This window comes from Streptosporangium sp. OZ121 (assembly GCF_051918885.1).
Lineage (GTDB): Bacteria > Actinomycetota > Actinomycetes > Streptosporangiales > Streptosporangiaceae > Streptosporangium.
The window spans coordinates 254530-275601 of record NZ_JBPXMC010000007.1 but is presented as its reverse complement, the minus strand read 5'-3'; the positions used below and the strand labels follow the sequence as shown (position 1 = coordinate 275601).

Below are 21072 nucleotides of genomic sequence, written 5' to 3'. Positions count from 1 at the left end.
GATCGCGGACCCTCCCACAAAACGGCCATCCATGACTTTTGACCCATTGACGCCATGTTTCCGACAAGTTAAATTAAGTGTAGAAATAAGGCGTTGATTTACCGTTCCCCGTAAGTCGCCCTTCACCTGCAGTTAGACCTTCCACCCCCCGGATCCGCAGTGGAGACATGCATGAGAGGTCTGTTCCGTCCTGCCGCCTTATGGACTGCCACGGCAGTCGCGGCAGCTTTACTCGCAGTCCCGTCGACCCCCGCCTTCGCCGACACGTTGCTGTCGCAGGGCAAGACCGCGACGGCCTCGTCGACCGAGAACGCCGGCACCGCCCCGGCCGCCGCGGTCGACGGCAACACCGGCACCCGCTGGTCCAGCGCCGCCACCGACGCCCAATGGCTCCAGGTGGACCTCGGCGCCTCGACCAGCATCAACAAGGTCGTGCTGAACTGGGAGGCCGCGTACGCCAGCGGATACAAGATCCAGGTCTCCACGGACGGAACCGCGTGGACGGACCTGAAGACCGTCACCGGCGGTGACGGCGGGATCGACACCTGGGACGTCACCGGCACCGGCCGGTACGTCCGGATGCAGGGGGTCACGCGGGCCACCGGCTACGGCTACTCCCTCTGGGAGTTCCAGGTCTTCGGCCCCGACGGCGGCCCCGGCCCCGGCGAGCCGTGCGGGACCACCAACGCCGCGCTGAACAAGACCTACAGCGCCTCCTCGGTCCAGGGCGCCGGGACCCCCGCGAGCGCCGCCTTCGACGGCAACAACGGGACCCGCTGGTCCAGCGCGGCCAGCGACCCGCAGTGGGTCCAGGTGGACCTCGGTTCGGCGCAGAACCTCTGCAAGATCGACCTGAGGTGGGAGGCCGCGTACGCGAGCGCCTTCAAGCTCCAGGGATCGACCAACGGCACCACCTGGACCGACCTGAAGACCGTCACCGGCGCCACCGGCGGTGTCCAGTCGCATGACGTGACCGGCTCCGCCAGGTACGTCCGGATGCTGGGCAGCGCGCGGGGCACCGGCTACGGCTACTCGCTGTGGGAGTTCGCGGTGTACACCACGTCTGACGGCCCCGGCCCCGAGATCCCCGGCGGCGGGCCGCTGGGCCCGAACGTCCACGTCTTCGACCCGTCGATGTCCAGCGCCACCATCCAGAGCCAGCTCGACGCGGTCTTCACCCAGCAGGAGTCGGCCCAGTTCGGCACCGGGCGCCACGCCTTCCTGTTCAAGCCGGGCACCTACAACGTGAACGCCAAGGTCGGCTTCTACACCTCGATCATCGGTCTGGGCCAGAACCCCGACGACGTCACCCTCAACGGCGTGACCGTCGACGCGGGCTGGTTCAACGGCAACGCGACCCAGAACTTCTGGCGCTCGACGGAGAACCTGTCGGTCCAGCCGCCCGGCGGCACCAACCAGTGGGCCGTCTCCCAGGCCGCGCCGTTCCGCCGCATGCACATCAAGGGCGCGCTGAACCTGGCCCCCACCGGCTACGGCTGGGCCAGCGGCGGCTACATCGCCGACAGCAAGATCGACGGTGCCGTCGGCCCGTACTCGCAGCAGCAGTGGTACACCCGTGACAGCTCCGTCGGCGGCTGGGTCAACGGCGTGTGGAACATGGTCTTCTCCGGGGTGCAGGGCGCTCCCGCGACCAACTTCCTCGACCAGTCCTACACCACGCTGGAGAACACCCCGATCAGCCGCGAGAAGCCGTACCTCTACGTGGACGGCGGCGGCGCCTACCGGGTGTTCGTCCCGGCCAAGCGGACCAACGCGCGCGGCGTGAGCTGGGCGAACGGTTCCACCCCCGGCACCTCGCTCCCGCTCGGCCAGTTCTTCGTCGCCAAGCCCGGCGACTCGGCCGCGACCATCAACGCCGCGCTCGGCCAGGGCCTGCACCTGCTGCTCACCCCCGGCATCTACCACCTCGACCAGCCGATCAACGTGACCCGCGCGAACACCGTGGTCCTCGGCCTCGGTCTCGCGACGATCATCCCGGGCGGCGGCTCCACCGCGGTCAAGGTGGCCGACGTGGACGGCGTGAGGCTCGCCGGCTTCCTGGTCGACGCGGGCACGCAGAAGTCCGACGTGCTCATCGAGGTCGGCCCGCAGGGGTCGAGCGCGGACCACGCCGCCAACCCGACCAGCCTGCAGGACGTCTTCGTCCGCATCGGCGGCGCCTTCGCCGGCAACGCCACCACCAGCGTCGTCGTCAACAGCGACGACGTGATCATCGACCACACCTGGCTGTGGCGCGGTGACCACGGCGAGGGCATCGGCTGGAACGTCAACACCGCCGAGACCGGCCTCATCGTCAACGGCGACGACGTCCTGGCCACCGGCCTGTTCGTCGAGCACTACCGCAAGTACGACGTCGAGTGGTACGGCGAGCGCGGCCGGACGATCTTCTTCCAGAACGAGAAGGCGTACGACCCGCCGAACCAGGCGGCCTACATGAACGGCACCACCAAGGGGTGGGCGGCCTACAAGGTCGGCCCCGCGGTCGACACCCACGAGGGCTGGGGACTCGGCAGCTACGTCTACTTCAACGTCGACCCGACGATCGAGGTGGAGAACGCGTTCGAGACTCCGGTGAAGCCGGGCGTGAAGTTCCACAACCTGCTCACCGTCTCCCTCGGCGGCAACGGCCGGATCAACCACGTGATCAACGGTGTGGGCGGTCCCGCCTTCGGCACCGCGACGATCCCGTCCAAGCTCGTCTCCTACCCCTGAGGTCCTGAGCCCGCCTGATCAGCGGTGGTCACAGCGCTCTCCCCGCTGATCAGGCGTTCTACCCCACGCCGTGGGTCTCCGCCGCCGCGGAGGCCCACGACCTCGCCGTTCTCAAGGGGCGGTGGCGCGGTAGCGCAGGCCGTCCATCAGCAGGTCGAGCAGGCGGCGGGCCTGGTCGCGCCGCGCGGGCTCCCCCGCGGCGAAGGACACGCCGCCGATGCTCGTGAGCACGTCGACCGGATCGACGTCCGACCGCACGGTCCCGGCGGCGGCACCAGCCCGCAGCAGCGTCGTCATCGCCTCGACCAGCCGGTCACGACTCTGCGCGTACGGGTCCCCCCCGGACGCGATGACCGCGCGCAACGCGTCGGCCATGCCGCGCTTGGTCGTCATGTAGTCGACGAAGTGATCCATCCAGGTGCGCGTCGCCTCGTCCGGCGGCATGGTCTCCAGCAGGCCCGGCACGACGTCGCACAGCCTGTTCAGCTCGCTGCGGTACGCCTCCTCGATGAGCGCCTCGCGGGTGGGGAAATGGCGGTAGAGGGTGCCGATGCCGACGCCCGCGGCCTTCGCGATCGCGTCGAACGTCACGTCCGGCCCGTCGTGGGAGAACGCACGCACCGCGACCTCCAGCAGTCGTTCGCGGTTGCGCCGCGCGTCGGCGCGCAACGGTCGGGGGCCGGTGGCCGACACGGTTTCTCCTCGTCAGTCCCTGCGGACGGGGTAGGCGGCGCGCTGGACGCCGGGGGGCGACTTGCTAAGCGGAGGAAACTCCGCTTACAGTGACTCGTAGTGGAGGATCCTCCGTTTCACATCGTACCGGCCGGGCCTCCCCTTCGCACAGCCGGGCACGTCGCCGACAGGACAGGCATGATCATGACTGAGACCACCCGTATCACCACACCGTTCACCGCCGCGTCCACCGCCGCCGAGGTCGTGGAGGGCATCGACCTCACCGGCCGCCGCGCCGTCGTGACCGGCGGAGCGTCCGGGATCGGCATCGAGACCGCGCGGGCGCTCGCCGGGGCGGGCGCGGAGGTGACGCTGGCGGTACGCGACCTCGGCGCCGGAGAGCGCACCGCGGACGACATCACCGCGACCACCGGCAACAAGCAGGTCCTCGTCGCACCGCTGGACCTCGCCGACCAGGCGTCCGTGGCGGCATTCACGGCCGCCTGGGACGGCCCGCTGCACATCCTCGTCAACAACGCCGCCGTCATGGCGTCACCCGAGGCGCACACGCCGGAGGGCTGGGAGCTGCAGTTCGCCACCAACCACCTCGGCCACTTCGCGCTCGCCACCGGGCTGCACCGGGCCCTCGCGGCGGCCGGCGGCGCCCGCGTCGTGTCGGTCAGTTCGAGCGCGCACCTGCGCTCGCCGATCGTCTTCGAGGACATCCACTTCAGGGAGCGCGCGTACGAGCCGTGGCTGGCGTACGGGCAGTCCAAGACGGCCAACGTGCTGTTCGCGGTCGAGGCGACGAAGCGCTGGGCGAGCGACGGCATCACCGTCAACGCGCTCATGCCCGGCGGCATCCGGACCAACCTGCAGCGGCACGTCTCCCAGGAGGAGCTCGACCGGGCGATCGCGGCGGCCGCCGGCTCGGGCATCACGTGGAAGACGCCCGAGCAGGGTGCCGCCACGTCCGTGCTGGTCGCGACGTCGCCGCTGCTCGAAGGCGTCGGCGGGCGCTACTTCGAGGACTGCGACGAGGCGGGCCCGAACCAGCCGGGCACCCGCAGCGGAGTCGCCGCGTACGCCCTCGACCCCGAGGCGGCCGCCCGTCTCTGGCAGGTGTCCGTCGAGACGCTCACCCCGTGATCAGCGCTTGACCGTCACGACACATCCATGCACCAATGACAGCCGGCCACGATTTCCCGTACCGGCAGAATAAGAAAAGCAGCCATTAGAATTCACTTATCGTTTTCAGCATTATGTTTTATTGGACCGTCGTCGTGCACGCGTTGTAATTTCGCCACAACGCTTATATCCGAGCCTCACGTTTCGGAGTGAACAATGCACACGACCGACCGTTCGTCGCCCGCGCGCCCCAGGAGCGGGCTCGCCGTCGTCGCCATCTGCTTCTTCACGATCGTCTTCGACGGCTACGACCTGATCGTCTACGGGTCGGTGGTTCCCAGCCTGCTCGGCGACCAGGAGTGGGGTCTCACCCCGGCGCAGGCGGGGGCCATCGGCAGCTACGCCCTGATCGGGATGCTGATCGGCGCGGTCGTGGCGGGCATGATCACCGATGTCGTCGGGCGACGAAAGATCATCCTTGTCAGCATCGCGTGGTTCTCCGTGGCCATGGTGCTGTGCGCCACGGCGTCGTCACCCGAGACCCTCGGCCTGTTCCGCTTCGTCGCGGGTCTCGGCCTCGGAGGTGTCGTACCGACGACGATCGCACTGACCGTCGAATACGCCCCGAGGAACCGGCGCAACCTCTACAACGCGCTCATGTTCTGCGGTTATCCGGTGGGCGGCTGCCTGACCGCGCTGGTGGCCATGGCGCTTCTCGCCGAGCACGGCTGGCGGGTGATGTTCCTGGTCGGAGCCGCGCCCATCGTGCTGATCCTGCCGCTCGCGATCTGGCTGCTTCCCGAGTCGGCGAGCCATCTGCTGGCGCGGGGACGCCGGGCCGAGGCCGAGGCCGTGGCCGCCCGCTACGGGCTGGACCTCGGCGACGGTCGCGACGAGCCCGCCGGACCGCGCGCGGGGAAGGGTTTCACGCTGCCGTTCCGGCGGGGCTACCTCGCCGCCACCCTTCTCTTCGGAGCGGCCAGCTTCTGCGGCCTGCTGCTGGTCTACGGGCTCAACACCTGGCTGCCGCAGATCATGCGCGAGGCAGGCTATCCCCTCGGTCCCTCGCTGCGGTTCCTGCTCGTCCTGAACGTCGGGGCGATCGCCGGCACCCTCGTGATGTCGGCCCTCGCCGACAGGATCGGGGCCAAGGCCATCACGGTCTGCTCCTTCCTGGCCGCCACCGTGTCCATCTACCTGATGAGCCTCGACCTGGGCACCGGCCTGCTGATGCTCTGCGTCGCCGTCGCGGGGCTGGGCAGCGTGGGCACCCAGATCCTGGTCAACGGCTACGTGGCGGTCTTCTACCCGGCCTCGGGCAGGGGCTCCGCCCTCGGCTGGACGCTCGGCGTGGGCAGGGCCGGCGCGATCGCCGGCCCGCTCCTGGGCGGCTGGCTGCTGGGCTCCGGACTCGGGTTCGAATGGAACTTCTACGGGTTCGTCCTGCCCGCCCTGCTGGGCGCGCTGTTCGTCGCCGCGGTCCCGCGCCTCAGCCGCCACCGGAGGCGGACGCCGGCCGTCGAGGAGACGCCGGTGGAGAGTGGCGTGCTCGGCGGCATCCCGCTCCAGAGAGAGGCGCACGACCACCAGAACGTCATGAGGTGACGGGCCGGACGCCCACCCGCCGTCAGCCGCCGGCGCCGGGGCCCGCGGGAGAACCGGCGGCCTCTCTCGGCCCGCCGGAAAGGATCATCCGGCGGGCCACCCCGGCCATCCAGACGAACGTGAAGGCGATCACCGTCGGGTTCTTGGCGGAGACGAGGATCGACGTCACCGACTCCTGCCGCCACGGACCGCCGGTCGAACGCGCCTCTCGTACTTTGGGCCGATCCGAAGTGGTACCTGCTCTCGTACCATGAGGAGGTGCTCCCCCTTGTTCGCTCCGTGTGGGACGAGCCCCGCCCCCCCGACCCGCCGCCGCGGGTGTGGCGGGACTGGGTGCTCGTAGGGGTGCTCGTGCCGATCGCGCTGCTCGAAGGGGTGCTGCGGCCGGACCTTCCGTGGCGGGCCGTCGCGGTGGCGGTCACCGTCGGGCTGATCCCCACGTTGTTGTGGCGCCGGACCAGGCCGCTGCCGGTGATCATGATCGTCTTCGGCGTCACGAGCCTGGCCCCGCTGCTGACGGGCGGCGACTCCGCGGAGACGTACACGATGGCCTACCTGCTGCTCGTGGTGTACTCGCTGTTCCGGTGGGGGTCCGGGCGCGAGGCGGTGATCGGGCTGGCGATCATGCTCGTCGCGGTCTACCTCTCGATCGTCTTCGACCGCCCCACCCCCGCCGACGTGGTCGCCACGTTCGCCGTCATGTTCTCCGCCGTCGCCCTGGGCGGAGCGCTCCGGTACCGGGCGCGGGCGAGGATGCGCGAGCTCGACCAGGTCAAGATGCTCGAACGCGAGCAGCTGGCGCGCGACCTGCACGACATCGTCGCCCACCACGTCTCGGCGATGGCGATCCGCGCCCAGGCCGGCATCGCCACCTCGGCGTCGCGACCGAACGCCGCGACCGAGGCGCTTCACGTGATCGAGGCCGAGGCGTCGCGCGCCCTCGCCGAGATGCGCGCCATGGTCCGCGTCCTGCGCCGGACCCAACCCGCGGAGCTGGCACCCGGCCGGCGTGTCACCGACCTCCGGCAGCTCGCGGGCCGGGGCGCGTCCGGCCCGTCCGTCGACGTGGAGATCCCGGACGACCTCGGCGACCTCCCCCCTTCGGTCGAGGCCGCGATCTACCGCCTCGCCCAGGAGTCGGTCACCAACGCCCGGCGGCACGCCCGCCACGCCACCCGCGTCGAGGTCCGCGTCACCGCCGACGACACGTCGGTGCGCCTGCGCGTGTGCGACGACGGCGACACCGGTTCCGTACGCCCGCCCGCGCCGCCGGGATACGGGCTCATCGGCATGATCGAACGCGCCGAGCTGCTCGGCGGCACCTGCGAGGCCGGCCCGAACCCCGAGCGGGGCTGGACCGTCACCGCCGTACTGCCCCGGGCCGGAGCGACGGCGTGAGCATCCGGGTGCTCGTCGCCGACGACCAGGAGATCGTCCGTACCGGGCTCGCGATGATCCTTGACGCCCAGCCGGACATCGAGGTCGTCGGCGAGGCCGCCGACGGGCGGCGAGCCGTCGAGCTCGCGCGGCGCCTGCGCCCCGACGTGTGCCTGTTCGACATCCGCATGCCCGGCCTCGACGGCATCCAGGCCACCCGCCTCCTCGCCGGGCCGGACGTCGACGACCCCCTCGCCGTCGTCGTCATCACCACGTTCGACCTCGACGAATACGTCTACGCCGCGCTGAGGGCCGGCGCCAGGGGTTTCCTGCTCAAGGACGCCGGCACCGTCATGCTCTCCCAGGCCGTCCACGCCGCCGCCGTCGGTGACGCGCTCATCGCCCCGAGCGTCACCGCGCGGCTGCTCGGCGCCTTCGCCGACACCGGGCCCACCTCACCCTCGCTGCACCCCGTCGAGGCGCTCACGGACCGGGAGGAGCAGATCCTCGTCACCGTGGCACGAGGGCGGACCAACGTCGAGATCGCCGACGAGTTCCACATCTCCCTCAGCACCGTCAAGTCCCACATCGCGAGCCTGATGGCCAAGCTCGGTGCCCGCAACCGCGTCGAGATCGCGATGTGGGCCTACGAGACCAGGCGCCTTCGGGGCTGATCCGGGCGGCGGGGGGAACGGCTCGGACGGTGGCGCTCCATCGGCGGAACGGCCCGCCCGGAGCCCGCCGATCGTCCATCGATCGGGCGTACTTTCGGCTGATGAGTCCCTCGCGGGGGTCTTCTACCGTGATTCTCATGGCCCGGGACATCCTCGGCGCCACCTGGTCGGCGACGCCTCCGATCCCCCGGCACCGGTCCGTGGGCATGGCGCCCCGGCAGACCCGTACCCACCCGCGATGGATGAGGAGAATGCGTTGAAAGCGTTCGTCCTGCGCTCGTACGGCTCCCCCGACGTCCTCGATCTGACGGAGATCGACACCCCCGTTCCCGGCGACGGCGAGGTGCTCGTCCGGGTACGCGCCACCTCCGTCAACCCCTACGACTGGCACAACATGAGAGGCGAGCCGTACGTCGCGCGCCTGATGCCCGGCGCCCTGGGGTTTCGCGCCCCGAAGCTCGGCATCCTGGGCGCCGACATGGCCGGGCAGGTCGAGGCGGTCGGCGCGAACGTGACGGCGTTCCGCCCCGGCGACGAGGTGTTCGCGCTGCTCGAGGAGGGCGGCTTCGCCGAGTACGTGTGCGTCCGGGAGGACAAGCTGGCGCCGAAACCGGAGAACCTCTCGTACGAGCAGGCGGCGGCGGTACCGATGGCGGCGTGCACCGCCCTGCTGGGCCTGCGCGACGACGGACGGATCCAGCCGGGGCAGCGGGTCCTCGTCAACGGCGCCTCGGGAGGGGTGGGGACGTTCGCCGTGCAGATCGCCCGCGCGTTCGGCGCGGAGGTCACCGGCGTCTGCGGCACGGGGAACGTGGGCATGGTCCGGTCGATCGGCGCCGACAAGGTCATCGACTACACCAAGGAGGACTTCACCCGGGCCGAGCGGCGCTACGACCTCCTGCTGGACGTCGCGGGGGGCCGCCCGGTGTCGGCCTGCCGCCGGACGCTGACTCCCAAAGGGGCCTACGTCATCATCGGCGGACCGGGTGGCCGATGGCTGCGACCCGTCGGTCACATGTTCTCGGCCCTCGCGACCGCGCCGTTCGTGTCCCAGCGGACGGCCAGGACGGACGTGGTCCATTGCCCGGAGAACAAGAGGAACCTGGTGACGCTGACCGGGCTCATCGAGGCCGGGAAGGTCACCCCGGTCATCGATCGGGTCTACCCGTTCGAGGAGATCCGGGCGGCCGTCGAATACCAGGAGAAGGGGCACGTGCCGGGAAAGGTCGTCATCAAACTCTGAGACGACGGACCCGCCGCGCGTACGACGACCATCTTGAGGCGCGGCCCGCAGGCGGCCCGCCTCCGCGGTTCGCGGGGTGGCGGCCCACCCGGCGGAGCTCGCCGTCGCCGGCGCATCCGGCACCCCGAAGTATGCTGGGCGCCCGTGCGGGACCGAGCGCGGACGATCAACGATCATGGATACGACCGTCGTCACCTGCGGGATCACGGTCGCGAGCGGCATCGGCCGGACCGTGGAGACGGCCGGAGCAAGAGGTGGACCGGCATGACGCCCAGCGGGATCTCGGACCCGGAACTCACCCTCGGCGCCCAGTCCGGGGACGTCGCGGCGCTGGGGCTGCTGCTGGAGCGCCACCAGGCGGGCATGCGCGCGGTGGCGCTGAGCCTGCTGGGGCACGGGCCGGACGCGGACGACGCCGTACAGGACGCGGCGCTGGTCGCGCTCCGGCGGATCGGCGACGTCCGGGACCCCGCCGCGGTGGGGCCGTGGCTGCGGATGATCGTCCGCAACGCGTGCCGGACGCGTCTCCGGGCCGCCCATGACACCCGGTTCCTCGACGAGCTCGTGCTGCCTTCCCCGGACGCGACCCCCGAGCAGGCACTGGAGCGGCACGCGCTGCGCGACTGGGTCTGGCGGGCGATCGAGGAGCTGCCCCCGCCCGTCCGGACGGCCGTCATGCTGCGGCACTTCAGCAGTCGCGTCACGTCCTACCAGGAGATAGCGGCGGCCTGCGCGGTACCGGTGGGCACGGTTCGCAGCCGGCTCAGCCAGGGGAGGGCCAAGCTGGCCGAGGCCCTGCGGGCGACCGCGGACTCGGCGCACGGCGACGCCGCCGAGCTGGCCGCGGCGAGCCGGCGGGAGGCCCTGGAGACCCTGGAGGCGGCCGCGCGGGGAAGGTTCGCCGAGGTCCTGGCCGAACGGTGGTCGCCGGAGGTCGCGCTGCTCGTCGGGGAGCGCCCGACGATCGGGCGCGAATTCCTGCTCAGGGGAATGGAGGGCGATCTGGAGGCCGGGGTCCGCCAGCACCTCGCCCACGTGGTCGCCAGCCGTGACATCACCATCTGGGAGATGGACATCGCCAATCCGGTGGAGAACCCGGAACACTGCCCGCCAGCCGTGACCTGGCTCATGTCCCTCGACAAGGGGCGTGTCCACCAGCTGCGGCTCTATCATCCGCGGCCCTCCGGACCAGCCCTTCACGATCCGCGGCCCTCCGGAACGGCCTGAGCACGGAACGGCGGCTCCGCCCGCGGCCGCGACTGTGACCACGATCACAGGGGCCGGATCGAACTTACCCGCCGCCCCCGCGTCCTGCCGGTGTCAGTGACGACACCACAAGACCGGAGATCCCATGAACGCCCTCGGCACGAACCCGCTGTCGCCCGGCACCCACACCGTCGACCTGAACGGCATCGTCCAGCGCTACCACGTCCACGGCACCGGACCGGTGTGCCTGGCACACTCCGGTGGCCCCGGAGTGCTCTGGGAGTACATGAGGATGCCGGCGGTGGAACGGCACCTGACCATGGTGTACGTGGAGCCGATCGGCACGGGCGGATCGGGCCGCCTCGAGACGCACCCCCACGGTTACACGCGAGACCGCTACGCGGAGGCCCTCGACGACCTGATCGACCACCTCGCGCTTCCGAAGGTGTACCTCCTCGGCCACTCGCACGGCGGTTTCGTGGTGCAGCACTACGCCCTGCGCCACGCCGGCCGGCTCGCCGGGATCGTCCTGTACGACAGCGCACCGGTCACCGGGGCCGAGCACTTCGCCGAGGCCATGCGCAACCTGGAGGAGTTCACCCGGAGGAACGCGGGCAACCCCGAGCTCCAGAAGGTCCTCGACGCCTTCCGGTCGATCCCCGCCATCTCGAACGACGAGGAGTTCACCGCCACGATCCGCGGGCTGATCCCGGCCTACTTCGCCGACTACTGGGGACGCGCGGAGGAGTTCGCGCCCCTGCGGGCCACGGTGAGCGGATCACACATCTCGGGCCTCGACGAGCACCTGGCCCCCGACGTCATCGACGACCGGGAGCTGCTGGGGGCGATCACCACGCCGGCCCTGGTGATCGTCGGCCGGTACGACGTCATCTGCGGGGTGCGCTGGGCACACGAACTCGACAAGCTGATCCCCGGCTCCGAACTGCTCATCCTGGAGAACAGCGGCCACTTCGGCCACCTCGAGGAGCCCGAGGAGTTCGCCCGGGCGATCGCCGCCTTCGCCGCGTCCACCGCGTCCACCGCGGCATGACAGGCCCGCGGGCCTGTCACGCCGCGAGCGTGCCCGGCCACCGTGCCCCGCATCCGTGGCCCGGCACGGGCATCCCCTACTCGGCCGAGGGCGCCACCGGCTCGGAGTCGGTCCAGCCGGCCTCCAGCACCACCTCGGTGCCGTTGTTCCTGCCCGGCACGCCGGCGTTCAGGAAGGCCAGCACCATCGAGGTCTCCGGATCGATGATCAGCCTGTTCGGGGTGGACCGGTCGTACAGGCCGGGGAACGCGATCGCGACGCCCGGCCTGCCTCGCGGGTCCCTGGTGTGGCCCTCCACCCGCACGAAGGGCAGCGCCGCCAGCGCCCGGTACGCGGCGCCCCGCACCTCCGGAGAGGCGGGCAGCTCGTACAGCAGTGACGCCAACGCCATCGGCAGGTAGTCGTCCGCGGAGCGCTCGGCCCCGGCACGGATGGCCTCCAGCGTCCGGTTCCTCAGAGCCTCGGGGTCGGCGGGCAGCGCTCCGATCTCTTCCAGAGTCAGCTGCTCGCCGCCGAACCGGAACCTCAGCTTGTCCTTGTACGAGCCCAGGTGCCCTTCGCCTGGCGAGGTGGAGAAGGCGCCGTACTCCATCTTCCCCTCGCCCGGCGAGGTGGAGGAGTCACCGCGCTCCGCCTTCCATTCGGTCGGCGAGCCGTCGCGGCGCCACGCCTCCAGGTCGAGGGGGCGCGTGGCCAGCTTCCTGTAGCCGGTCCAGGCCCGGCCCTCCGCAGAGATCCAGTTCTCGGTGATGGTGGAACTCTCCAGCTGGTAGGTGTCGCCCTCCTTGCCGTACGGCCTGGCCCACCGGGTCGTGTTCAGCCGCTTGACGTGCCAGTAAGCGCCCTCGGGAGCGGTCTCGGCCTTGGCCGCGGCGGCCAGCAGGATCGAGGGGCCGGACAAGTCTGGCGGTCGTTCGACCGGCGTGGCTGTCATCGAGAGCCTCTCGGGAGCGAATGTCGGTCATGGGGTATCACCCGATGGGCCGATCCGCTTTCCCGATCGCCGGTAGGGGCAGAGCGCACTGGACGCCTTCGCGCAGGCGGTGCCGGTGTTGCGGTGGTTCCTGGACGGTGAACGCGTCGCCGGGCTCCCCGCCGCGGCCCTCGTCCTGCTCCGCCCGGAACATCGCCGCACCATCTGACGACGATCACAAAAGGCGACGACTGCTCGCCGGACACGACGGCGTCCATCGGGCGAGAGATCGTGGCCGCGCCCCGGGCGACCGGCCTTCCGGTGGAGTGGAACGGCGATCCCCGGCAGGCCGTCACCGTCGTCCCCCTCGACTGGCGCGAACGCCTCATCGGCTGAGCACGAACCCGACCGCACCCCGTGCCACCGGTGGTGACGGTGGACCGGTTCGGGCGCCTCCCGGCGCGTCCGCCGGGAGGACACGCCCCTCACGAGACCTTGCCCCTGGCGCGGAAGGCCGCCGTCTTGACGCGGTTCTGGCAGGTGGTGCCGCAGAACCGGCGGGTGCCGTTGCGGGAGACGTCCACGTAGACCCGGTCGCAGTGCGGCGCCGTGCACACGCCGAGACGGTCGTGATACTCGCTCCCCAGCACGATCGCGAGACCGGTGGCACAGCTCGCCGCCCAGTCGCCCGCCATGGTGCCACCCGGGCCGTGGAAGTGCAGGTGCCACGGCTCCCCGTCGTGGCGTTCGAGCATCGGCCGGGCCCGGGTCTCCTCAAGGAGATCGTTGACCCGCAGGGCGGCGGCGTCGACGTCTCCCCTCGTGACGGCGTCGAAGACCACGCGCAGCCGCGCCGCGATCTCGACGAGCTCACCGGCCTCCGTCTCGGTGACCTCCCGGTGGTCCGGGTGGCCGGTGCGCAGGCCCTCCGTGGCGGCGGCGACGAGATCTCGTGGCGGCGGGAAGTCGCGGCCTCGCCTCTCTCCCGGGGTCAGCTCGTTGACCAACCCCACCGCCACCCGAACGATCGCATCAGCGTGACTGTTGAAGTCCACTTGACCAGTTACATCCTCGCGTTCTAGCTTGTAACTGCCATAAGGCTATACGACAGTTACAAGGAGACTATGGTGCTCACCCACGATGCCGCACTCGAGTGGATCGCACGCTGGGACCGTCAGCAGGAGGGCTACCTGCCCGACCGCGAGGAGCGCTTCACCGCGCTGATCGACGCCGTCGAGGCGACGGGCCGCCCCGACCCGCTGGTCATCGACCTCGGCTGCGGACCGGGTTCGCTGTCCGCCCGCCTCCTGGAACGGCTGCCCAGGGCGACAGTGATCTCGGTCGACGCGGACCCCCTGCTGCTCGGCCTCGGCCGGGCCGCCTACCCGCACCTCACCTTCGTCTCCCTCGATCTGCGCACCCCCGGATGGACCGAGTCCCTGGGCCTGGACGGACCGGCCGACGTCGCGGTGAGCACCACCGCGCTGCACTGGATCTCCGGACCGGACCTCCGGAAGATGTACGCCGAGCTGGCGACCGTGCTGCGTCCGGGTGGCCTCCTGCTCAACGGCGACCACATGGAGACCGACGACGCCACTCCGGCCATCGCCCAAATCGAACGCACCGTGCACGACCGGGAGACCCGGCGCACGTTCGCCGGCGGCCACCCCGAGGACTGGCGCCAGTGGTGGGAGGCGGTCGCCGCGGATCCCGCCTTCGCCGAGCTCCGCACCGCACGCACCACCGCGGGCGCCGACCATCACGGCTCGGAGTCCTCCCTGCTCTCCGAACACGTCGACGCCCTCCGCGATGCCGGATTCGCCGAGGTCGGCACCCTCTGGCAGCGGGGCAACAACCGTCTTCTCTGCGCTGTCCGCGCCTGATCCGGCCACCGGCACCCCCGCGGCCCGCGGCCCGCCGCCACTGCCCATGGACGAGACCTTCCCGTACCATCCCTGCATGTCCCCTCGCATAGCGGTCATCGTGCTGGCAACCGTGCTCGCCACCGGAGCCGCGCTTCCTCCCCGTTCCGTCCGCGGGGACGTCAACGGGGACGGCGGGGCCGACCTGGTGGTGGGCGGCGCCGGTCCGCTCACGATCCAGCCGCTGAAGGGCAGAGCGGCGGTCCGGGGCCAGCGCGCGACCGCGCTGTCGACGGGCGACTTCGACGGTGACGGCCTCGCGGACGTGGCGGTCGGCGCCGGCGGCACGGTCACCGTCCTGTACGGCCGGCGCGCGGACGGCTATGTCGGCCGGACCGGCCGATTCACCCCCGGCCAGGGCGGCGTCCCCCGGCTCGGCACCGGCCACGGCTTCGGCAACGCGCTGACCACCTCCGACCTCAACCGGGACGGCTACACCGACCTCGCCGTAGGGGCGCCGGAGACCACGCTGGACGGCGCGGCGACGCACGGCGGCGCCGCCGTCGTCCTGTACGGCTCCCGCCGCGGTCTCACCTCCTCCGGGGCACTGCGCCTCAGCGAGAACACGCCGGGAGTGGTCGGCTTCAGCCAGCACAGCCGCCTCTTCGGCGCCGCGCTGGCGGCCGGAGACGTGACCGGAGACGGATACGACGACCTGGTGGTCACCGCGCCGTCCGGACGGCCGGGATACGACATCGGCGGGGCCGTCCACGTGTTCAAGGGGTCGGCCAAAGGCGTGACGACCGCCGGAGACACCATGGTGACCAGCGGAAACGTGGACGGCCGCGTCATGGACGCGCAGGCGTGCGCGGGTGGTCCCGACGGTGCCGACAACAGGGCGAACACCGCCAGGTGCACGCGCGAGCCGTTCGGCTGGTCGGTCCGGGTCGGCCGTTTCCACGGCGGCAAGCACGCCGACGTGATCGTCGGAATCGGCACCGGCAGGCTTCTCGTCCTGCGAGGCGGTCCCGCGGGCGTCGACAGGCGCCGGCTGAAGACGCTGGCCCTGCCCGGCATCACCGGGACGAGCGACCCGGCCAACGACCACGCCGGCTCGCTCGCCGCCGGCGACGTCGACAAGGACGGCTACACCGACCTCGTCGCGGGAGCTCGCGGCCGGGGCGAGGTCGCCGTCCTGTACGGCTCCGCCACCGGGCCGCGCCGGCCGGACTGGGTCGGGAAGGGCGGGGCCAACGTGGCGCTGCTCGACGTGGACGGCGACACCGTCCCGGAACTCGCCACCACCGACGGAGGCTCCACCCGAATCCTCTGGATCAAGAACGGCCGGGTCGCCAGGACCACCGTTCTTCCCCTGGAAGGCCGGCTGATCGCGCGCTGACCGGAGCCTGCGCCGGAGCCTGCGCCCGAGCCGCGTCACCTGGTCACCCGGCACGCAGGCATCGCCCGCCCAGCACGCCGAACCACAGCATGATCGGCAGGTGAAGGGCGTACCCGAGCTGCTCCATCGCGACCGACGGTCCCTGCACGCCGGCCGTCCACGGAAGCGCGACCGCGACCAGCCCCGGGAGCGCGACGAGCACACCGGCCCGGCGAAGCCCCGCGGGCATCGGGACACCGATCGCGGTGGCGACGGTGGCCGCGACCCACAACAGCCCGGCCAGGTTGACCATCCACTTGGCGGTGAGAAGTACCGCCGCGGCCACAGCGGCGGCCTCGGGAACGGCGGTCAGCCGGGTCACGGCGAGATTGCCGGCGTCGTGAAGCATGCCCGCCAGCCCGGCGGCCGCCAGCAGCCCGCCGGCGAGCACCACCAGATGCGGTCCGGGCGCCTCGGACGAGCCGGCGGCCATCACCAGCCCCGCGGCGGTCAGCGCCAGCCAGCCCAGCACGTCGAGGGCGAGCTCGGCCAGGTGCGGCCCGACGTGCTCGCCCACCGCGGCCAGCGCGGCGGCGGGATCGGACGGATTCAGGGTAAGCCCCGATGGCACCACGACGGCCGCACCGGCGACCATGGCGATGAGCGAGCACAGCAGCAGTACACCGGTGAGCCGGTTTCCAGGGGTCGAGTCGGTCATGGACGGTGACGCTAGAACCCTGACGCAGGGACAAGGTCAACACGAGAGGTCGAGATGTGGCGGATCGGACAACTGGCGCGCATGACCGGCGTCTCGGAACGCACCCTGCGCCACTACCACCGCATCGGGCTGCTCATGCCCGCCGCGACAGACCGCGCCACCGGCTACCGGCGGTACGGCGTGGCCGAGCTGTCCCGGCTCGAACACATCCGCGCGCTACGACGTCTCGGCCTGTCGCTGCGTCAGATCCCCGACCTGCTGGACGCGCCCGAGGCACAGGTGCGGCAGGCCGTGGCCGAGGTCCTGGCGGGCATCCGGCGTGACATCACCGCCCTGGCCACGACCGCGGCTCACGCGGAGGACCATCTCGCGACGCCGATGTCGATCCTGCCGCAACAGGCCACGGTGGGCCCGCGCCACCTGCGCGTACGCCACCTGCGCCTCGATCACCCGGCCGAGCTGGCCACCGTCTGCCCGGCACCGCCCGTGACCCTGCTGACCTGGCTGCTCCGGCCCCCGACCGGCGGATTCGCCGCGGCGGTGACCACGGACCGGGGCGGGGAGCGGCTCGTCCTGCCCGCCCGTGCCGTCGTCCGCGCCGTCGTCCCGCCCGCCGGTGTGATCCAGGCCGGACAGGACCTGTTCGGCTGGCTGGACCGTCACCGCCTGGACATCGCCGGTCCCAACGTGGAAGAGCACCTCACGGACGACGACGGTGCGCGGGTCACCGTCCTGGAGATCTCCGTACGCCCGCGCCCGCGCGACCCCGCCGGTTGACGGGGACCGTCGCGTCAGCGTCGATCGTCGGCGAAGGCCGCACGCGGATCGAGGAGCCGGCCTCGCGCGTACTCCTCGTCGAAGGCGTCCGGGCCGAGCGCCTCGACGGCGGCGGCGCGTACCTTGGCGAGGTCGGCCGCGTCGTCAGGATCCGGTACCTGGCCGAGCGACGCGAACGCGCTGTCCGCGACTCCGGCCAGCCGCGCCGCCCGCGCGTGATCACCCTCGGCCGAGGCGTACGCGGCGCCCGCCACGCAGACGTACGGCACGAAGTCGGCCCAGCCGTTGCGGAACACCCGCTCACGGCCCTCGGCGAACAGCTTCCTCGCCGCGTCGAGATTGCCCAGGCCCAGCTCGCAGAACGCGAGGTTGTGATATTCGGAGTTGACCGTCTCAGGCCGGCCGAGCGCCTCGTTGAGGGCGATGCTCTCCCGGTACAGATCCCGAGCCCGGAGCAGGTCTCCGGACATGCGCGCCACGGCGGCCAGCACGTGCCTCGGCCGTTCCTCAAGGCCGCGGTCACCCGAGCGCAGCGCGACCGCGAGCGCCTCCCGGGCCCGGGCCTCTCCGCCCGGCAGGTCACCGCCGCGGATGGCGACCCGGGCCAGGCTGTACCGGGCCTCCACCTCGCCCGCCGCGTCACCGGCCGCCTGGGCCCGCTCGATCTCGGCCTCGCTCATGCGCACCACGGCGTCGCTCTCACCGCGCCGGAAGGCCGCGCGCACGTTCTCACTGAAGTTCATGAATCCTCTTCCCCGATCGGGCTGTCTCGTCCGTCACCGTGCTTCGAACACGGTCCACTTCTCCACGGGGCGGAAACCCATCGACTCGTAGAGCGGCCTGCCCATCGCACTGGTGTGCAGGTAGGCCGCGTCCGCTCCGGCCGCGACGCCGTCCAGCAGCACGGTCTCGGTGATCGCCCGGCCCAGGCCGCGGCTCCGTGCGGCCGGAACGACGGCGATGTTGAACACGCCGACCACACCGGGGCTCCGGATCCCGAGCCCGGTGCCGGTGGGCCGTCCCGACTCCTCGGCCAGATAGCCGGTGATGGGGTCGGCGTCGAGCACGCCACCGCCCATCAACGAGCCGAAGACGCCCTCGGGAGCTTCGAAGCCCTGGGTGAGAGCGTCGGTGTAGAGATCGCTCTCGGCCGCGCCGACCTGGCGTACCGGCTTTCGCTCCGCCGCGCCGGTCCGGAACACCATGTCGCCCGCGGCGCAGGCCAGCAGCCACAGATCACTGCGTTCGACCAGCCCGTGCCCGGCCGCGAGGCCGGCGATCTCGTCGCCCGCCTCGCCCCGAACCATGATCGACCATGGCGCGCCCTGCCTGCCGACCTCGGCCGCCATCTCGTCGAGCGACTCGCGATCCGGTTCCGGTGCCGTGTCGTAGGCCGCGTTCAACGTCGCGACGCCCGCGTGGGTCACCGCCGCGCGGGCGGTGCCCCGCTCGGCGTACCAGCCCCTCGGCGTCACCTCGCAGAGGAACTCGATGGCGTCGAAGTACGCCGCCGCCATCCGATCGGCGGTGGTGTCCATGGCTGTCTCCCTCGTGTTCTCCATGGTCAGCGGCGAGCCGCGGGACTCGTCGCTCGGTAGAAGAACGGTACCGGCCGCTGCTCAAGCGGCCTGCAGGCGCATCCGGTCAAGGACGGGCTCGGCGACCTCGCGCTCATTCCCGGCAAGGTCGACGTCAAGCGCCTCATCGACCCGAGCTTCTCGGACGTCCTGAAGTGAGGTTCGGGCCACGGCGGCCGATCACGCCGATCGTGCTCGTCACCGGGCGAGAGGCCGCCGCGCGGGCCGGCGCCCTCCCGCCCGGCAAGCGCCGCATCAGGAGATCGAGGTCGATCTCGGCCACCCCCCACGCCGCCGGCCTACCCGGCTTCAGCGACCTCCGCCGCTCCCCCGGTGACGGGCGTCAGGCCATCACCGACTCCCCGCCGGGATAGGTGAAGGACGACCGGGGCGAGTAGAAGCCCCACACGACCTGCAGCGGCTCGGCGGGGCGGAGAGCGTAGACGGAGTGGCTCGGCTCCAGGAACTCCAGTGACACGACCTCGAACGGGTCGACCGGTTCCGCCACGAACGGATAGATCCCGCTGAGCCTCTGCCCGCCGGCCTCCGTGATGTAGCGCAACTGGCCACGGTTGACCGCCGTACCGGTGTCGCCGACCCGCGCGGTCGCGCGGATCACCGGCACGCCGTCCGACTCGGTCGTCGCGACCAGCTTCCCGTCCCCGACCTCGATCGTGGTACGGCCCGCGGTCGCGGGCACACCTCGGGCGGCCGCGTACTCGCGCACCACCGCGCTGGAGTTGAAGTAGTGCGTCCACCAGCGGCCGGGGGTCACACCGTCGGGAGCGTAGGCGTCCTCCAGGTCCGGCCCGATGTAGGTGAGCGAGTACGCGCCGAAGCCCGAAGTCTGCTCGGGCCGGTCGACGACGTACTGGTTCATGAAGACCTGACGGTTGGCCATGGGCTTCAGACCGTCGGGCACCAGGGCCGCGACGGCTTCCGGATCGGCCGGCACCCAGCCGAAGTAGATCATCCGACTGTTGACGACAAGCTGGGGAGCCACGAGTTCGGGCACGGCTTCTCCCTTGTATCGGCGGTATCTATCCGGAACATATGTCACGTTCCAACGAAGGACAATGACCTTGGTTTCCCGGAAACCCAGGGGGTCGCACACTCGATACCGGCACCAACGGCCACACCCGCGTCGGCGGAGGGCTCCAACGAGAACGCCTCCCCCGGCCCGCACCCGGTCAGCACCGCGCGCCACGTCACCCTGCGGCACATGCCCCGCTCACTGTGCAGCGAGGCGAGAGGCCCGACGGCCGCGTTCAGGACGAGGAGTCCCACCACCCGCCGGCTTCTCGTGCGTCATCCGCTACGACTTCATGCGCCCCGCACCCACCGTGGAGGTACGGCCCGCGGAGGTGCGACTCCGACCGATCGGCCGCCTGCGGATGGCCCATTCGGCCACGGCGAGGTTGATCACCCAGCCGGCGGCCACGAGCAGTGCCCTGGGGAACTCTCCGGGCGTCCCGAAGATCAGGAACCAGGGCAGGTGGGTCAGCGCCTGCGTGCCCGCGCCCAGGCCGATCGCGTAACCGCGAATCATCCAGGCGCGGTGCCGGGCGACATCCCGCCGCCGGATCGCGGCGAAGGCGAGAACGATGGACAGGAGCATGGCCGAGCCGAACACGAGCCGGAACGCGGCGAGGAGATCACCGTCGCCGGCAGGCCGGGGATAGAACAGCGTCATCCACAGACCGGAAAGCGCCGCGACGACGCCGCAGAGGACCAGGACCCGCCCGGCGGCGCGGTGCCAGCCCGGCCTCCGGCGGCGGAAACGGGGGGCGAACTGGAAAGCCCCCAGGATGGTGTACACGCTGACACTGAGGATGTGCAGCACCACGGGCAGGGGGGCCGCGAAGAACCGTGCGTTTCCCGGCGTGATCTCCGCGCCGGCCGTCAGCTCGGTCAGGCGGGCGGCTCCGGCGATCATTGGAACGGCGCCGAGCAGGATCAGCGCGGCGGGCAGGAGCCAACCCGGCCTGCCGGAGGAGACCGTGGCGATTTCGTGGCCACGGACGGCGAGAACCCCCGCCGCTTTCCGGTCATCCGCCGACCTGCCGCTTCGCGGCAACCGGGGGGACGGGAAGTGTCCCGTCGAGCGTTCATCGGTCATGACCCGATCGTGACGGCCGAGACACCGGCGGCTCATCGG

21 protein-coding genes are annotated in these 21072 nt (G+C 71.3%); 12 read left to right on the top strand and 9 right to left on the bottom strand.

The annotated features are described in order from the left end of the window. Positions 1–171 precede the first annotated feature (171 nt). Positions 172–2733, top strand: coding sequence for a discoidin domain-containing protein (locus tag ACTOQ1_RS16530; protein ID WP_440068029.1), 2562 nt, complete (start codon positions 172–174; stop codon positions 2731–2733). A 111-nt stretch (positions 2734–2844) separates the two neighbouring features. On the opposite strand, the gene ACTOQ1_RS16525 is transcribed toward ACTOQ1_RS16530, so the two are convergent. Further along, positions 2845–3426: a TetR/AcrR family transcriptional regulator gene (locus ACTOQ1_RS16525; protein ID WP_440068027.1), complete on the bottom strand. Its 582-nt coding sequence runs from the start codon at positions 3424–3426 to the stop codon at positions 2845–2847. Between the two features lie 183 nt (positions 3427–3609). Between ACTOQ1_RS16525 and ACTOQ1_RS16520 the strand changes: the two genes are divergently transcribed. After that, a complete protein-coding gene (locus tag ACTOQ1_RS16520; RefSeq protein ID WP_440068025.1) occupies positions 3610–4554 on the top strand; it encodes an SDR family NAD(P)-dependent oxidoreductase in 945 nt (314 codons plus the stop codon). 195 nt (positions 4555–4749) lie between these two features. Beyond that, entirely contained in the window at positions 4750–6138 is a 1389-nt protein-coding gene (locus tag ACTOQ1_RS16515; RefSeq protein WP_440068023.1) for an MFS transporter, read from the top strand. 22 nt (positions 6139–6160) lie between these two features. Here the strand turns inward: ACTOQ1_RS16515 and ACTOQ1_RS16510 are convergent, their stop codons facing one another. Further along, positions 6161–6307 carry a hypothetical protein gene (locus ACTOQ1_RS16510; protein ID WP_440068021.1) on the bottom strand — a complete coding sequence of 49 codons (147 nt, stop codon included), beginning with the start codon at positions 6305–6307 and terminating at the stop codon, positions 6161–6163. An 89-nt stretch (positions 6308–6396) separates the two neighbouring features. On the opposite strand from ACTOQ1_RS16510, the gene ACTOQ1_RS16505 reads away from it, so the two are divergent. From ACTOQ1_RS16505 to ACTOQ1_RS16485, 5 genes are all read left to right on the top strand, one after another. After that, positions 6397–7536 carry a sensor histidine kinase gene (locus ACTOQ1_RS16505; RefSeq protein ID WP_440068020.1) on the top strand — a complete coding sequence of 380 codons (1140 nt, stop codon included), beginning with the start codon at positions 6397–6399 and terminating at the stop codon, positions 7534–7536. Then, the gene (locus ACTOQ1_RS16500; RefSeq protein ID WP_440068018.1) at positions 7533–8189 is read left to right on the top strand and encodes a response regulator; all 657 of its coding nucleotides are present in this window, start codon (positions 7533–7535) and stop codon (positions 8187–8189) included. Before ACTOQ1_RS16505 ends, ACTOQ1_RS16500 begins: the two co-directional genes overlap by 4 nt. 256 nt (positions 8190–8445) lie before the next feature. Further along, entirely contained in the window at positions 8446–9432 is a 987-nt protein-coding gene (locus tag ACTOQ1_RS16495) for an NAD(P)-dependent alcohol dehydrogenase (protein WP_440068016.1), read from the top strand. A 264-nt stretch (positions 9433–9696) separates the two neighbouring features. Further along, positions 9697–10659, top strand: a complete 963-nt coding sequence (locus ACTOQ1_RS16490) for an RNA polymerase sigma factor (RefSeq protein ID WP_440068014.1) — start codon at positions 9697–9699, stop codon at positions 10657–10659. 124 nt (positions 10660–10783) lie between these two features. Further along, the gene (locus ACTOQ1_RS16485; RefSeq protein WP_440068013.1) at positions 10784–11689 is read left to right on the top strand and encodes an alpha/beta fold hydrolase; all 906 of its coding nucleotides are present in this window, start codon (positions 10784–10786) and stop codon (positions 11687–11689) included. A gap of 76 nt (positions 11690–11765) precedes the next feature. Here ACTOQ1_RS16485 and ACTOQ1_RS16480 read toward each other — a convergent pair whose 3' ends face one another. Next, positions 11766–12590, bottom strand: a complete 825-nt coding sequence (locus tag ACTOQ1_RS16480) for a CU044_5270 family protein (RefSeq protein WP_440068011.1) — start codon at positions 12588–12590, stop codon at positions 11766–11768. Positions 12591–12827: 237 nt separating this feature from the next. Between ACTOQ1_RS16480 and ACTOQ1_RS16475 the strand changes: the two genes are divergently transcribed. Beyond that, complete coding sequence (locus ACTOQ1_RS16475) at positions 12828–12998, top strand: DUF6891 domain-containing protein (protein ID WP_440068145.1); 171 nt, start codon at positions 12828–12830, stop codon at positions 12996–12998. 89 nt (positions 12999–13087) lie between these two features. Here ACTOQ1_RS16475 and ACTOQ1_RS16470 read toward each other — a convergent pair whose 3' ends face one another. After that, positions 13088–13621 carry a CGNR zinc finger domain-containing protein gene (locus tag ACTOQ1_RS16470; RefSeq protein ID WP_440068009.1) on the bottom strand — a complete coding sequence of 178 codons (534 nt, stop codon included), beginning with the start codon at positions 13619–13621 and terminating at the stop codon, positions 13088–13090. Between the two features lie 108 nt (positions 13622–13729). Between ACTOQ1_RS16470 and ACTOQ1_RS16465 the strand changes: the two genes are divergently transcribed. Together ACTOQ1_RS16465 and ACTOQ1_RS16460 are read left to right on the top strand one after the other, a co-directional pair. Next, the gene (locus ACTOQ1_RS16465; RefSeq protein ID WP_440068007.1) at positions 13730–14485 is read left to right on the top strand and encodes a class I SAM-dependent methyltransferase; all 756 of its coding nucleotides are present in this window, start codon (positions 13730–13732) and stop codon (positions 14483–14485) included. Positions 14486–14561: 76 nt separating this feature from the next. Further along, a complete protein-coding gene (locus tag ACTOQ1_RS16460) occupies positions 14562–15863 on the top strand; it encodes an FG-GAP-like repeat-containing protein (RefSeq protein ID WP_440068006.1) in 1302 nt (433 codons plus the stop codon). 43 nt (positions 15864–15906) lie between these two features. Here ACTOQ1_RS16460 and ACTOQ1_RS16455 read toward each other — a convergent pair whose 3' ends face one another. After that, positions 15907–16560: a hypothetical protein gene (locus tag ACTOQ1_RS16455; protein WP_440068004.1), complete on the bottom strand. Its 654-nt coding sequence runs from the start codon at positions 16558–16560 to the stop codon at positions 15907–15909. Positions 16561–16614: 54 nt separating this feature from the next. Here ACTOQ1_RS16455 and ACTOQ1_RS16450 point away from each other — a divergent pair, with 54 nt between their 5' ends. Continuing rightward, positions 16615–17337 (top strand): MerR family transcriptional regulator, encoded by a 723-nt coding sequence (locus ACTOQ1_RS16450; RefSeq protein WP_440068002.1) that lies wholly within the window; start codon positions 16615–16617, stop codon positions 17335–17337. 14 nt (positions 17338–17351) lie between these two features. On the opposite strand, the gene ACTOQ1_RS16445 is transcribed toward ACTOQ1_RS16450, so the two are convergent. From ACTOQ1_RS16445 to ACTOQ1_RS16430, 4 genes are all read right to left on the bottom strand, one after another. Beyond that, positions 17352–18080 carry a hypothetical protein gene (locus ACTOQ1_RS16445; protein WP_440068000.1) on the bottom strand — a complete coding sequence of 243 codons (729 nt, stop codon included), beginning with the start codon at positions 18078–18080 and terminating at the stop codon, positions 17352–17354. Between the two features lie 33 nt (positions 18081–18113). Next, positions 18114–18875, bottom strand: coding sequence for a GNAT family N-acetyltransferase (locus ACTOQ1_RS16440; RefSeq protein ID WP_440067998.1), 762 nt, complete (start codon positions 18873–18875; stop codon positions 18114–18116). A 382-nt stretch (positions 18876–19257) separates the two neighbouring features. Continuing rightward, positions 19258–19929, bottom strand: coding sequence for a hypothetical protein (locus ACTOQ1_RS16435; RefSeq protein ID WP_440067997.1), 672 nt, complete (start codon positions 19927–19929; stop codon positions 19258–19260). A 300-nt stretch (positions 19930–20229) separates the two neighbouring features. Further along, positions 20230–21033 carry a DUF2306 domain-containing protein gene (locus ACTOQ1_RS16430; RefSeq protein WP_440067996.1) on the bottom strand — a complete coding sequence of 268 codons (804 nt, stop codon included), beginning with the start codon at positions 21031–21033 and terminating at the stop codon, positions 20230–20232. Positions 21034–21072: the final 39 nt, after the last annotated feature.